General features: G+C 71.4%; 14 protein-coding genes. 6 read left to right on the plus strand and 8 right to left on the minus strand.

Going from position 1 to position 13662, the window contains the following annotated elements:
• Positions 1-45: 45 nt before the first annotated feature.
• From ybeY to AB0C36_RS12620, 3 genes are all read right to left on the minus strand, one after another.
• On the minus strand, positions 46-510 hold the full coding sequence (gene ybeY, locus AB0C36_RS12610; RefSeq protein WP_358352912.1) for an rRNA maturation RNase YbeY: 465 nt from the start codon (positions 508-510) through the stop codon (positions 46-48).
• A 5-nt stretch (positions 511-515) separates the two neighbouring features.
• Positions 516-2600 (minus strand): PhoH family protein, encoded by a 2085-nt coding sequence (locus tag AB0C36_RS12615; RefSeq protein WP_358352979.1) that lies wholly within the window; start codon positions 2598-2600, stop codon positions 516-518.
• 290 nt (positions 2601-2890) lie between these two features.
• Positions 2891-3805 (minus strand): ribonuclease Z, encoded by a 915-nt coding sequence (locus AB0C36_RS12620; protein ID WP_358352914.1) that lies wholly within the window; start codon positions 3803-3805, stop codon positions 2891-2893.
• A 34-nt stretch (positions 3806-3839) separates the two neighbouring features.
• Between AB0C36_RS12620 and AB0C36_RS12625 the strand changes: the two genes are divergently transcribed.
• Positions 3840-4157 carry a VOC family protein gene (locus tag AB0C36_RS12625; RefSeq protein WP_358352916.1) on the plus strand — a complete coding sequence of 106 codons (318 nt, stop codon included), beginning with the start codon at positions 3840-3842 and terminating at the stop codon, positions 4155-4157.
• On the opposite strand, the gene AB0C36_RS12630 is transcribed toward AB0C36_RS12625, so the two are convergent.
• The 5 genes from AB0C36_RS12630 to hrcA all read right to left on the minus strand — a co-directional run bounded on the left by AB0C36_RS12630 (position 4138) and on the right by hrcA (position 8895).
• On the minus strand, positions 4138-4500 hold the full coding sequence (locus AB0C36_RS12630) for a histidine triad nucleotide-binding protein (RefSeq protein ID WP_358352918.1): 363 nt from the start codon (positions 4498-4500) through the stop codon (positions 4138-4140). The genes AB0C36_RS12625 and AB0C36_RS12630 overlap by 20 nt on opposite strands.
• Before the next feature lie 64 nt (positions 4501-4564).
• The gene (locus tag AB0C36_RS12635; RefSeq protein WP_358352921.1) at positions 4565-5305 is read right to left on the minus strand and encodes a 16S rRNA (uracil(1498)-N(3))-methyltransferase; all 741 of its coding nucleotides are present in this window, start codon (positions 5303-5305) and stop codon (positions 4565-4567) included.
• A 64-nt stretch (positions 5306-5369) separates the two neighbouring features.
• Positions 5370-6380: a nitronate monooxygenase gene (locus tag AB0C36_RS12640; RefSeq protein WP_358352981.1), complete on the minus strand. Its 1011-nt coding sequence runs from the start codon at positions 6378-6380 to the stop codon at positions 5370-5372.
• Positions 6381-6747: 367 nt separating this feature from the next.
• The gene (gene dnaJ / locus AB0C36_RS12645; protein ID WP_358352923.1) at positions 6748-7878 is read right to left on the minus strand and encodes a molecular chaperone DnaJ; all 1131 of its coding nucleotides are present in this window, start codon (positions 7876-7878) and stop codon (positions 6748-6750) included.
• The gene (gene hrcA / locus AB0C36_RS12650; RefSeq protein WP_358352924.1) at positions 7879-8895 is read right to left on the minus strand and encodes a heat-inducible transcriptional repressor HrcA; all 1017 of its coding nucleotides are present in this window, start codon (positions 8893-8895) and stop codon (positions 7879-7881) included.
• 144 nt (positions 8896-9039) lie between these two features.
• Here hrcA and AB0C36_RS12655 point away from each other — a divergent pair, with 144 nt between their 5' ends.
• The 5 genes from AB0C36_RS12655 (at position 9040) to AB0C36_RS12675 (ending at position 13662) form a co-directional block, all read left to right on the plus strand.
• Positions 9040-9729, plus strand: coding sequence for an MBL fold metallo-hydrolase (locus AB0C36_RS12655; RefSeq protein ID WP_358352926.1), 690 nt, complete (start codon positions 9040-9042; stop codon positions 9727-9729).
• A 51-nt stretch (positions 9730-9780) separates the two neighbouring features.
• Entirely contained in the window at positions 9781-10623 is an 843-nt protein-coding gene (locus tag AB0C36_RS12660) for a DUF3097 domain-containing protein (RefSeq protein ID WP_358352928.1), read from the plus strand.
• A 102-nt stretch (positions 10624-10725) separates the two neighbouring features.
• Positions 10726-10827 (plus strand): putative leader peptide, encoded by a 102-nt coding sequence (locus AB0C36_RS12665; protein ID WP_358352930.1) that lies wholly within the window; start codon positions 10726-10728, stop codon positions 10825-10827.
• A gap of 305 nt (positions 10828-11132) precedes the next feature.
• Complete coding sequence (locus tag AB0C36_RS12670) at positions 11133-12701, plus strand: ABC transporter substrate-binding protein (RefSeq protein ID WP_358352932.1); 1569 nt, start codon at positions 11133-11135, stop codon at positions 12699-12701.
• A gap of 16 nt (positions 12702-12717) precedes the next feature.
• Positions 12718-13662: an ABC transporter permease gene (locus AB0C36_RS12675; RefSeq protein ID WP_358352934.1), complete on the plus strand. Its 945-nt coding sequence runs from the start codon at positions 12718-12720 to the stop codon at positions 13660-13662.

Here is a 13662-nt window from a genome sequence, read left to right on the forward strand (position 1 = left end):
CGCGTGCCCCGTCCTTCCGTCCGACCTTCCGTCTCTGACCGGGCATCAGGAGGCCGCGCCGCGCCGTTCGCGCCACGCGTCGAGGATCTCGCGCTGGAGACCGAACATCTCGCGCTCCTCGTCGGGCTCGGCGTGGTCGTAGCCGAGCAGGTGCAGCACCCCGTGCACGGTGAGCAACTGCAGTTCGTCGTCCGTCGAGTGCCCGGCGGCCTTGGCCTGGCGGGCCGCGACCTCCGGGCACAGGACCACGTCGCCGAGCAGTCCCTGCGGCGGGTCCTCGTTGTCCTTCCCGGGACGCAGCTCGTCCATCGGGAAGGACATGACGTCCGTCGGCCCCGGCAGGTCCATCCACGTGATGTGCAGCTGCTCCATGGCGGCCTCGTCGACGATGACGACGGACAGCTCGGCGAGCGGGTGGATGCGCATCCTGTCGAGGGTGAAGCGGGCCACGTCCACGATGCCGTGCTCGTCGAGCTCGTACCCGGACTCGTTGGCGATGTCGATGGACATGGCCGTCAGTTCACATCCCGTTCTGCGTTGCTCGTGCTGGTGGTGCTGTGGATCTGCCCGCGACGCCCGCGCGAACGCGGCACCTCGTCCCGCTGGCGCTCGGCGTCGAACCTGCCGTACGCGTCGACGATCCGCCCGACCAGCTGGTGCCGCACGACGTCCTGGCTGCTCAGCGGGCAGAACGCGATGTCGTCCACGCCGTCCAGGATCCGCTGCACCACCCGCAGCCCGCTCTCCGTCCCGTTCGGCAGGTCGACCTGCGTCACGTCACCCGTGACCACGATCTTCGACCCGAACCCGAGCCGCGTCAGGAACATCTTCATCTGCTCGGCCGAGGTGTTCTGCGCCTCGTCCAAAATGATGAACGCGTCGTTGAGGGTGTTGTGCGTCAGCAGGTGTCCCTCGGTGACGTACAGCGAGTCCTCGGCGGCGACCTGGATGCAGACCGCCTCCTCGCGGCCCGCCGGCTCGATGCTGTCGATGAACCGCATCGGGCGACCGCCGCCGCCTGCCGCGTGGTAGACGTCGCGCTTGCGGGCGAGACGGAACGGCTCCACGCCCGCGGGCAGCCTGATGTCCACAATGTGTGCGTCGAACCGGTGGTGCACCGCGCGGCCGTTGGCACGACCGGGCTTGCGGCCGAGGGCGTGCCTGCGGCGCGTGTACGCCACGCCCCCGAGCGACCGCACGAGGGAGACCACGTCGTCGCGCAGCATGATCGATGTCGTCGTGTACTGGACCCGGCAGGTCCGGTCCCGCTGCGTGACCGGGCCGCCGTCGGAGTCGAGCAGCCCCTGCAGGACCGCGAGTCGCACCTCGGCGGAGTTGCCCAGGTAGACGTCCGGGACGAACTTCGAGTGCGAGCGCGCCCCGAGCAGGTCGAGTGCGCGCAGGACCCCCGTCACCGGGTTCTCCAGCGTCACGACGTCGCCGGGCGCCTTCACCCGGTTGAGCGTGTAGTCGACGCCGGACCGGTGCCGCACCGCGACACCCGGCAGCGCAGCTTCCAGCGCCGACGCGAGCTCGCGGTCCGCGGTGGCGAACGCCGGCGTCGTGGAGCCGGTCAGGCATCCGTCGCCGAGCAGGAGACCGAGCGCGTACGGGTCCATCGGCACGGCGCGTTCGGGCAGCTGCACCGGGGCCGTCAGCATCGGCAGCTCGTACCGCCGCGCATGCGCGGCGCGCAGCTTGCCGATCATGTCCTTGGTCTCGAGGACGCGCCAGGGCTTGCCACGTCGACGGTCGGCAGCCGTCCGGACGGTCCACAGGTGCTCGCCGCAGCAGAGCGTCCACGAACCGTCCTGTGCGGTGAGGCGGTAGATGTCCTTCTCACCCTGCGGGTACACGCCGAGGACGGGCGTCGGCTCGCCGTTCGAGCCGATCACCAGGTCACCGACCTGGAGGTCGCCGATGGGGCGCCAGCCGTCCGGGGTCAGGACGTTGGTGAAGACCGGCTGCGCGCGCCCACGCATATATGCGAGGGGGGCTACTTCGATGGTGCCGGCGGCCATGAGGCGGGGGATGGAGTCGGGGTCGATCATGTCGTGCAGCGCGTCGTAGAGCGGGCGCAGGTACGGGTCGATCTTCTCGTACAGGGTGCCGGGCAGGAAGCCGAGGCGTTCGCCGGCCTCGACCGCGGGGCGCGTCAGGATGATGCGGTTGACCTGCTTCATCTGCAGCGCCTGGACGGCCTTGGCCATGGCGAGGTAGGTCTTGCCGGTACCGGCCGGGCCGATGCCGAAGACAATGGTGTGGCGGTCGATCGCGTCGACGTAGCGCTTCTGGTTGAGCGTCTTGGGACGGATCGTGCGGCCGCGGTTCGACAGGATGTTGAGGGTGAGCACCTCGGCCGGGCCCGCGTCGCCGCCGGAGCGGAGCATCGCGATGGAGCGCTCGACGGCTTCGGCGCTGAGCGGCTGGCCGGTGCGCAGGACGAGCATCATCTCGTCGAACAGGCGCTTGACGAGTTCGATGTCGTCGACGGGGCCGGTGGTGTTGACCTCGTTGCCGCGCACGTGGATGTCGACGTCGGGGAACGCGTCCTCGATCACCCGGAGCAGGGAGTCGCCGGAGCCGAGCAGCGCGACCATCGGGTGCTTCGCCGGGATCACGATCTTTGCCTGGGCCTGCTCCCGGCCCTGCTCCTCGGGCTGTGCGGCGCCGGTGGGCTCGTTGCCGTTGCCGTTGTGCCCGGTGCCGCGAGCGTGTCGTGTGGAAGCCATGGGCGGCCTGACGGCCTGATCACGCCTACTTTCCGTTGCTCGGGGTGACAGTTGTGTCCTGGGGCAATGGTAGCTCTTTGCCCTTGACGCGCTCTTGAGGTTTTCGCCCCGATGATCATGCTTTCCGGCCGCCCGGCCGCGGCGGGGCCGGGCGGAGGTCAGCGGCGTTTGGGGAGGGGGATTCGGTCCAGGTCGGCGGCTACGGCGATCTCGCCGTCGAAGTGGCGGCGGGCGTCGGCGAGGAATGCGGCGGGGTCGGGGTAGCGCTGCGAGAAGTGGGTGAGGACCAGCAGGCGCGCACCGGCCTCGCGGGCGGTGGCGGCGGCCTCGCCGGCGGTTATGTGGCCGTGTGCCTTGGCGAGGTCGGCGTCCGCGTCGAGGAAGGTGGACTCGCACACCAGCATGTCGGTGTCGTGTGCGAGTTCGGCCACGGCGTCGCAGCGTCGGGTGTCCATGATGAACGCGAACTTCTGGCCGCGGCGGATTTCGCTCACCTCGTCGACGGTGACGACGCGGCCTGCGGCCTCGACGGCGCCCTCGCGTTGCAGACGGCCGACGTCCGGACCGGCGATGCCGAGTTCGCGCAGGCGTTCGGGGAGCATGCGGCGGCCGTCGGGTTCCACGAGGCGGAAGCCGTACGACTCGACCGGATGCGACAGGCGCCGCGCCTCCAGCGTGAGATTCGTCAGGGGTGCGATTGCCGCCTCGCCGGCGAGCGGGTGTTCGCGCAGTGTCGCGGCCTCGTGGAAGGCGCTGGCATGGTGCAGCCGGTCGAAGAAGTGCTGCCCGGACGCCGGGAAGTACGCCGTGACCTCGTGCGGCACCCGGTCGAGGTTGATGCGCTGGATGACGCCCGGCAGGCCGAGGCAGTGGTCGCCGTGGAAGTGCGTGACGCAGATGCGGGTGATGTCGGTGGCCGCGACTCCGGCGTACAGCATCTGCCGCTGGGTGCCCTCGCCCGGGTCGAACAGGATGCCCTCGCGGTCCCAGCGCAGCAGGTAGCCGTTGTGGTTGCGGTGCCGGGTGGGCGCCTGGCTGGCGGTGCCGAGGACGACGAGTTCGCGTACGGACATGCGCCCATTCTCCGGCGCTCGGTAAGGTCGCGGCATGCCGGGCGCCCGCGTGGATTCGATCGTCGTCTACACGACGCGCGTCGAGGCGTGCCGCGAGTTCTACGCGGGCCTGGGCCTGGAGTTCACGCGCGAGCGGCACAGCAAGGGCCATGAGCATTACGCCGCGGTCCTCGACGGGGGCGGGGTGTTCGAGATCTATCCGGCCACCCCGGCGCGCGTCACCGGCGCGCTGCGGATCGGCCTGGTGGTCGACGGCGCCGGGCTGCCGCCGGGCCGGCGTACGTTGCGCGACCCGGACGGCAGGGCGGTTGTCGTCGGCCCGTCCGAGGGGGTTACCCCGGAGGCCAGGTGAGGCCGCGGCCGCCCATCACGTGGGCGTGTACGTGGAAGACCGTCTGTCCCGCGCCCGCGCCCGTGTTGAAGACGACGCGGTAGCCGGTTTCGTCGATGCCCTCGCCGGCCGCCACCGCTGCCGCCTCGGCGAGCAGCGTGCCCGCCAACTCCGGCTCGGCCGCGCCCAGTTCGCCGGCGTTCGGGTAGTGGGCGCGCGGGATGACGAGGATGTGCGTGGGCGCCTGCGGGTTGATGTCGCGGAAGGCGACGAAGTCCTTCGTCTCGCGGACCACCGTGGCGGGGACGTCCCCGGCCACGATCTTGCAGAACAGGCAGTCCGCCTGGGCTTCCCCGGCCGCCATGCGTACCTCCATCTGGATGCTGGTTGGGCGCGATCGTATCGGCTGGCCGCGGCGGGGCCGGGCTTCAGGCCCAGCGGCCCGACGCGGCCATCAGTACGGAGGCCGCCGACACGCCTGCCGTCGACGTGCGCAGCACGGTCGGGCCGAGCCGGTACGCCCGGGCGCCCGCCTCCGCGAAGACCGCGAGCTCTTCCGGGCTGACGCCGCCCTCCGGCCCCACGACGAGGACGACGTCGCCGTCGGCCGGCACCTCGACCGCCGCGATCGGGTCCGCGGCGGCCTCGTGCAGCACCCCCGCGAAGGCCGCTTCCCGCAGCATGCCCGCGACCTGACGCGTCGTCATGAGCTCGGTGACGTCCGGCAGATGTACGCGCCGCGCCTGCTTGCCGGCCTCGCGTGCGGTGGACCGCCACTTGGCGAGCGACTTGGCGCCGCGCTCGCCCTTCCACTGGGTGATGCACCGGGAGGCCGCCCACGGGACGACCACGTCGACGCCGACCTCGGTCATGGTCTCGACGGCCAGCTCGCCGCGGTCCCCCTTGGGCAGCGCCTGGACGACGACGATGCGGGGTGCGGGCGGCGGCTCCTCGGTGCGCTCGCCGACGTCGACGTGCAGCGTGTCCTTGCCCTCGACGGCGGCGACGGTGCCGCGTACCGCGACGCCGCGCCCGTCGGTGAGGACGACTTCCTCGCCGACCGCGACGCGCCGCACGGTGACGGCGTGCCGGCCTTCCGCCCCGTCGAGGACCACCCGGCGGGCGGTGCGGAGGGCGGGGTCGTCCGTGAGGAAGACGGGGGCGCTCATGGGGTCGGCTCCGAAGGCGTGGGCGGTGCCGCGGGCATGGGGGTGCCGCGGGCGGCGGGTCGGGTCAATCCTCTCGTGCCGCGGCCAGCTCGTCGGCCAGGCGCTTCACCACAGCTGCCGCGGGCTCGTCGCGCGCGAGGCGCCAGCCCTGCCCGGCCCACAACGCCATCGCCTCGGGGTCTCCCGCCGCGGCCGAGGCGCGCCGCAACGTCGCCGTGGCGTAGTGCACTTCGGGGTAGGCGGCCGGTGCGTACGCGTCGTTGCGGGCGAGGAACCCGTTGACCAGGCCGCGGGCCGGGCGGCCGGAGAAAGCCCGGGTGAGGCGTGTGCGGTCGTAGCGCGCGTCGGCCAGCGCGGCCTTGTACGGCGCCGGGGCGCCGCTCTCCGGGCAGCGCAGGAAGGCCGTGCCCAGTTGGGCGGCGACGGCTCCGGCCGCGAGCACGGCCGCCACCTGCTCGCCGGTCATGATCCCGCCCGCGGCGACGTACGGCAGGGTGGTGACCGCGCGCACGAGTCCGAGCAGGGCGAGCAGGCCGTACGGCTCGGTGCCGGCCTCGGCGTCGTTGTCCCACCGCCCTTGGTGGGCGCCGGCTTCGACGCCCTGCACGATCAGCAGGTCCGGTCCGGCCGCGGCGGCGCGTTCCGCCTCCTCGGGTGTGGTCACCGTGACGGCTGTGGCCGTGCCCCTGGCCCGGAAGTCCGCGAGCACGCCGCGGTCAGGGCAGCCGAAGGTGAACGACACCACCGCGACGGGATCGGCCAGGAGAGCGGCGACCTTGGCGTCCCAGTCGTCGTCGAGTCCGTGCGGCGGAACCTCGCCGAGCGCCACGCCCAGTCGCGCGGCCTCCGGTGCCAGGCGGTCGCGGTACGCCCCGACCTGCCCGGCGGCGGCGCCCTCGGCGGCCTCTCCCGGCACGAACAGGTTGACGCCGAACGGCAGTCCCGTGGCCGCGCGCAGCTCGGCGATCTCGGCGGTCATCGCCTCCGCGGTCTTGTAGCCCGCCGCGAGGAACCCGAGAGCGCCCGCACCGCACACCGCCGCCGCCAGCGGTGGCCCGGACGCCCCGCCCGCCATCGGCGCCTGTACGAGCGGCAGCCGCACCGGCCACTCGATCCGCGATCCGGCGTCCACTACCGCACCTCCCGGTCACTGGGGTCACCCGCGTGACACGACCGTACGCCCGGCACCGGCCCGGAAGCCACGGACCACGCCCCGCGCGCGCCCCGGACCGCGTCGTGCCGCCGCACGCCGCCTCGGCCGCACCGCCCGACCCCACGGCTCCGGCTGCGCACCGCCCGCCCGCAAACAGCCGAGGGACGGGCCCGCAGGACCCGTCCCTCGCTCCGTACCGTGCGTGCCGTGCTGTAGGTACCTGTTGGCGCCTGTTCGTGCTGTGGCGCTGTCCGCGCTGTGCCGTTCCGCAGCGTGGCACCGGTTCGCCTCAGCGCCCGTTGAAGGCGTCCTTCAGGCGGGAGAACAACCCCTGCTGCCCCGGCGAGAACTGCCCCTGGGGCCGCTCCTCGGCCCGCAACTTGGCGAGCCTGCGCAGGAGTTCCTCCTGCTCCGGGTCGAGCTTCGAGGGCGTCTGCACCTCGACGTGCACCAGGAGGTCGCCCCGGCCGCCGCCCCGCAGGTGCGTGATGCCCCTGCCGTGCAGCGGGATGGACTGGCCGGACTGGGTGCCCGGCCTGATGTCGATCTCCGCGACGCCGTCCAGCGTCTCCAGCGGCACCTTCGTGCCCAGGGCCGCGGCCGTCATCGGGATGGTGACCGTGCAGTGCAGGTCGTCGCCGCGGCGCTGGAACGTCGGGTGCGGGACCTCTGCGATCTCGACGTAGAGGTCGCCGGCCGGGCCGCCGCCCGGGCCGACCTCGCCCTCGCCCGCGAGTTGGATGCGCGTGCCGGAGTCGACGCCCGCCGGGATCTTGACGGTGAGCGTGCGGCGCGCGCGTACGCGTCCGTCGCCCGCGCACTCCGGGCACGGGGTCGGCACCACGGTGCCGAAGCCCTGGCACTGCGGGCACGGGCGCGACGTCATGACCTGGCCGAGGAACGACCGTGTGACCTGGCTGACCTCGCCGCGGCCCCGGCACATGTCGCACGTCTGCGCGGTGGTGCCGGGAGCGGCGCCCTCGCCGTTGCAGGTGTTGCAGGTGACCGCGGTGTCGACCTGGATCTCCCGGGTCGTGCCGAACGCCGCCTCCTCCAACTGCACCTCGATGCGGATCATGGCGTCCTGGCCGCGGCGGGTGCGCGAGCGCGGGCCGCGCTGGCTCGCCTGGCCGAAGAACGCGTCCATGATGTCGCTGAAGCCGAAGCCCGCGCCGAAGCCGCCGCCGGGCCCGGCCCCCGCGCCGCCGAGCGGGTCGCCGCCGAGGTCGTACATCTGCCGCTTCTGCGGGTCCGAGAGGACCTCGTAGGCGGCGTTGATCTCCTTGAAGCGCTCTTGCGTCTTGGGGTCCGGATTCACATCCGGGTGCAGTTCGCGGGCGAGGCGGCGGAAGGCCTTCTTGATCTCCTCGGGCGTGGCGTCGCGCCGAACACCCAGGACCTCGTAGTAATCAGTGGTCAACTACGACTCCGCGAGAATCTGTCCGACGTACCGTGCCACGGCGCGTACCGCTCCCATCGTTCCGGGGTAGTCCATCCTGGTCGGCCCGAGCACGCCGAGTTTGGCGAGGGCCTCGTCCCCGCTGCCGTACCCGACGGACACCACCGAGGTGGCGGCCAGTCCCTCGTGCATGTTCTCGTGGCCGATACGCACCACCATGGCAGGCTCGGTGGCCTCCCCGAGCAGGCGCAGGAGCACGACATGCTCCTCCAGGGCCTCGAGTACCGGGCGGATCGTCATCGGGAAGTCGGTGCCGAACCGGGTGAGGTTCGCGGTTCCCGCGAGGACGACCCGCTCTTCCTGCTGCTCCACGAGGGTGTCGAGCAGGGCGGCGAGGACTGTGGTGACGATCGGCCGCTCCTCGGCCGTGAAGGACTCGCCGAGGTCCTGCACCAGCAGGGCGACGTCGGCGAAGCGCCTGCCGACGACGACGCCGTTGATCCGGCCGCGGAGGTCGGCGAGCAGGGTGTCGCCGATCGGGCCGGGTGCGTCCAGCACGCGCTGTTCGACCCGCCCGGTGTTGGTGATGAGCACGAGCATGATCCGGGTCGGTGCCAGGGTCAGCAGCTCGACGTGCCGGATGGTGGACCGGGTGAGGGACGGGTACTGCACCACGGCGACCTGGTGGGTCAGCTGGGCGAGCAGGCGCACGGTGCGGCCGACCACGTCGTCGAGGTCCACGGCGCCGTCCAGGAAGAGCTGGATCGCCCGGCGCTCGGGCGTGGACAGCGGCTTGATGCCCGCGAGCCGGTCGACGAAGAGCCGGTAGCCCTTGTCGGTGGGTACGCGGCCCGCGCTGGTGTGGGGCTGGGTGATGTACCCCTCCTCCTCCAGCGCGGCCATGTCGTTGCGGATGGTCGCCGGGGAGACCCCGAGGTTGTGCCGTTCCGCGAGCGCTTTGGATCCGACGGGCTCGTGAGTCGCCACGTAGTCCTGCACGATGGCGCGCAGCACGTCGAGCTTGCGGTCGTCGAGCACCGTGCGCACCTCCCTGACCTGCCTGGCACTCCGCTTGCTGGAGTGCCAGTGTACGGCGACGCCGATGCGTCCGTACCCTGCCGTCTGTGGAAGGGTCGCAGGATGGTACACGCGGAACATGACGAATGGACGCGTTGGGGCCCTGTGGCACCCGGGGTGTTCGTCGCGCGGCTGCCCGAACTGGACCTGAACGTCGTGGCGGTGGCGGGCCCCGAGGGCTTCGCGCTCGTCGACACCGGCTCGTACGAACGCGAGACGCGCGGGCTCCTCGCGGGCCTCGAGCGCATGCTCTCGGAGCACGGCCTCCCCTATCGCGCGCTGGCAGTGGTGAACACACACGGTCACTTCGACCACTGCTATGGCAACGCAGAAGTCCTACGGCAGTTCCCGGACGTCGAAATCGTGGCCCACGAGGCCCTGCCGGCCTATCTGGCCGAGTGGGGCGAGCGGGGCCGCGCCGACGCGCTGCGCTACGGCATGCCCGCGGACGACATGGCCGCGGTACGTATTGTCCCGCCCACGGTCCTGGTCCCGCACGACGGGTCGCTGCCGCTCGGGGTCATGGGGGCCGAGGTGTACGCGCCGGGGCGCGGCCACACCGGGTGCGACGTGGTGGTCCACGTCCCGGACGCGGACCTGCTGGTCGCCGGGGACCTGCTGGAGGAGTCGGCGCCGCCGTCGTACGGTCCCGACTCGTACCCGGACGAGTGGCCGGGTGCGCTGGAGCGGGTGTTGGAGCTGCCGGCGAGCGTGCTGGTGCCTGGGCACGGCGCCCTGGTGGACCGGGACTTCGCCGAACGCCAGTTGGCGTACGTGCGCGGTCGGCGGGCCTGAACCGGCGCGCCTGAACGGGTGACGGCGGCCGGACCGCTAGCGTCGGTCGCTATGCGCAGCAGGAGTTACGGGCCCGATCTGACACCGCCGTGGAAGAAGCCCAAGGCGGTCCCCGAGGTGGCGGCCGACCGGGACCTGGTGGTCGAGGAGGTCGAGACCGGGTTCTGCGGCGCGGTGGTGCGGGTGGAGAAGACCCCGGAGGGGTTCACCGTCACGCTGGAGGACCGGCACGGCAAGCTGCGGGTGTTCCCGATGGAGCCTCGCGGGTTCATGGTGGACGGCGCCGTCGTCACGCTGGTGCGGCCGCGTGCGGCGCAGGCGGCGCCGGCCGGGCCGACGCGTACCGCCTCGGGCTCGGTCGCGGTGCACGGCGCGAAGGCGCGGGTGGCACGCGCCGGGCGCATCTATGTCGAAGGCCGGCACGACGCGGAGTTGGTCGAGCGCGTGTGGGGCGACGACCTGCGCATCGAGGGCGTGGTCGTGGAGTTCCTGGAAGGCGTCGACGACCTCCCGGCGGTGGTACGCGAGTTCCGCCCCGGTCCGGGCCGCCGGCTGGGCGTGCTGGTCGACCACTTGGTGCCGGGCTCGAAGGAGAGCCGGATCGCCGCCGAGGTGGCCGCGGGGCCGTACGGGGCCGATGTGCTGGTCACCGGACACCCGTTCATCGACATCTGGCAGGCGGTCAAACCGTCGGTGCTGGGTATCGGCACGTGGCCCGAGGTGCCGCGCGGGGTGGTGTGGAAGGACGGCGTGAACGCGGCGCTGGGCCGTGCCACGTCCACCGGCGAAACGTGGCGCTGGATCCTGTCGCACGTCGACTCGTACCGGGATCTGGAGCCCGCGCTGCTCGGCCGGGTCGAGGAGATCATCGATTTCGTGACCACCCCGGAATGACGAACTCCCGGGCCGCAACAACTTGTTAACAAGTGTCCACGTGGCAAGACGGAATGCCGCGATCGTTGACCCGATTAACCGGTTCCTGACACAGTCGACGACGTGAGTTCGGACCGCCGCCCCGGCAGGGCCTCCCAGGCCCTCGTTTCGCGCCGCCACATCGACTTCTGTCGAGTCGCCGGCGCCATCTGTGCCGTCCGCTAACGGTTTCCCCGAGGGTTCACCGCCGCGACACGGCCGCTGACCCTTCTTCCTTTCCCGGGTATCCGGCGCATTAGCCGCGCCGTCCCCCGCCCTTTTCGGCTTCCGCATGCGGTGGTTTCCCCGCAGGCGCGTCCGCCGCTGCCCTGAATCCCCGCGACCGCCGTCGACTGCGACGCCTTTCCCTGCGACCGCCGTCGACTGCGACACCTTTCACCGCGACCGCCTTTCACCGCGACCGGCTTTCCCTGCAACTGCCGCCCACCTCGACCCCCACTTTGCCTCGAACCGCTCAGAGGAGCTTCGCCATGTCCGTATCCTCCCTTGCCACCAGTCGCCGGACCCTCTTGCGCGCCGCCGGGGCCGGTGCCGTTCTGCTGGGTCTGGCCGGGTGCAAGTCGGCGGTCGACGAGAACAAGTCGACGCCCGCCGGGGCGAGCGGCGCCCCCAAGAAGGGCGGGACGCTGCAAATAGGCAGCCTGGTCGATTTCACGCCCGCACTGCTCTTCACGCAGAACTCGTTCACCGCACTGGCCCGGCTGGTGTTCAACACGCTGACCTCGTACGACAACGACCTGAGGCCGCAGCCGCAGTTGGCGAAGTCGTGGCAGGTAGCGCCGGACGGCACCAGTGTCACGTTCCAACTGCGCGAGGGTGTGAAGTTCCATTCCGGGCGCCCGTTCACCGCCGAGGACGTGGTGTTCGCCGTCAACAATCTCAAGGACCCCAAGCGCAGCGCGCAATTGCGGGCGACCGCCGCGGTGGTCTCGGACATCACCGTCATCAGCCCGACCGAGCTGACACTCAAGCTCGCACACCCGGTGAGCAATCTGTTCGACCTCTTCGAGTTCATGTTCATCACCGACCGGGAGTCCGTCGAGGACGCGGTGACCGGCAAGAAGCTGATCGGCACCGGCCCGTTCGTCTTCAAGAACTGGACGCCGGGCGCCTCGATCTCGTTCGCCAAGAACCCGGAGTACTTTGTGCCCGAGCGGCCGTACTTCGACAATGTCGAGGTACGGATCATCCCGCAGGCCGACTCGCTCCTCTCGGCGCTGCGCGGCAAGCAGATCCAGCTCGCCCTTGGCCTCAGCGGCCGGGACATCGCCCCGATCAAGTCCGACGGCCAGTTCGCCATCCAGGAGTTCGACACCGGCGGCGGCGCGATCTACATCGGCGCGAACGTGACGGTCAAGCCGCTGGACGACAAGCGGGTGCGCCAGGCCATCTCGTTCGCGGTGGACCGCGACCGCATCCTCCAGCAGGGCCTGGGCGGCTACGGTCTCGCGTCGTCCGCGCCGTGGCCCAAGTCCTCGCCCGCCTACTCGGACGCGACCGCGCGCCGCTACCCGCACGACCCGGCGCGGGCCAAGGCGCTGCTCGCCGAGGCCGGCGCGGCCAACCTCGACCTGCCGCTGGCGTTCCTCAGCACCTCGTCGGCGGTCGCCCAGATGATCCAGTTCGACCTCCAGCAGGTCGGCATCAAGACCACCCTGGAGCCGCTCGACCCGGCGAAGTTCCAGGCGCAGCTGATCAGCCAGACGATGCCGGCGCTGTGGGCGGGGGCGCACGGCTTCGCCCAGGTGCATCCGTCGACGCTGGCGGTCAGCGCGTACCCGTTCAACGAGGCGAAGAACACCTCGAAGTTCTCCGACCCCCGGTACACCGAGATCGTGCAGCGCGCGTGGCGGCAGGCGGACCCGGACAGCGCGCAGGCGAAGGCGGCGTACCAGGACCTGAGCGAGGTCCTGCTCGACCAGCAGTTCGTGATCGACCTGATCGTGCTGGCGAACCTGCACGCGGCGACGAGCAACCTTCAGGGCGTGGCACAGAACGAGTTCACCGCGCTGAACCTCGACGACGCCTATCTGGCGTGACGGGCGGACTGCGACCATGACCGGCTATCTCGTGCGAAGGCTGCCCTCGGCTCTCGGGGTGCTGCTGCTCGCCTCCTTCGCCATCTTCCTCATTCTGCGCGCGGTCCAGGGTGATCCGGCCGAGACCCTCGCCGGCTCCGACCCGTCGCCCGAGAGCGTCGGCGCGATCCGCCACGAACTCGGCCTGGACCGACCGCTGTTGACCCAGTACGGCGCGTGGATCGCGGACGTCGTCCGCGGCGACTTCGGACGCTCGTACATCATCGGCGGCTCGGTGAACGAACTGCTCGCCCAGCGCCTCGGCAACACCGTCGAACTCACCGTCGGGGCACTGGTGTTCACCATCGCGCTCGGGCTGCTGTTCGGGGTCCTGGGAGTGACCGTCAAGAACCGCTTCGGCCAGACGCTGCTGTCGGCGGTCAACTCGGTGTCGCTGATCGTGCCGGCCTACGTGAGCGGGTTCCTGCTCGTGTTCGTGTTCGCGATCACCTGGCCGGTCCTGCCGCCCGGCGGGCACGTGTCGATCCTGTCCGACCCGCAGATCGGCTTCCAGTATCTGCTGATGCCCGCCCTGGTCCTGGCCCTGCCGCCGTCCGCGATCCTGGCCAGGTACGTCAAGGACGGCCTTCAGCAGGCGCTGGGCGAGGACTACGCGCGCACCGCGAAGTCACTCGGCATCCCGCCGCGCCGCATCCTGTGGCGGCACGCGCTGCCCAACGCGCTGCCGCCGGTGCTCACCGTGCTGGGCATGCAGGTCGGCGTGCTGCTGGGCGGCGCGGTGATCATCGAGGCGGTCTTCGCCTGGCCGGGGCTCGGCATGCTCGCCGAACAGGCCGTCACGCGGCGCGACTACCCGGTGATCCAGGCCGTGCTGCTGTTCCTCGTGGTGGTGTACGTGGTGGTGCAGTTGCTGACCGACCTCGCGTACGCCCTCATCGACCCGCGCGTACGGCTGGGGTGA

Origin of the sequence: Streptodolium elevatio (assembly GCF_040649515.1) — a bacterium.
Taxonomy (GTDB): Bacteria; Actinomycetota; Actinomycetes; order Streptomycetales; family Streptomycetaceae; genus Yinghuangia; species Yinghuangia elevatio.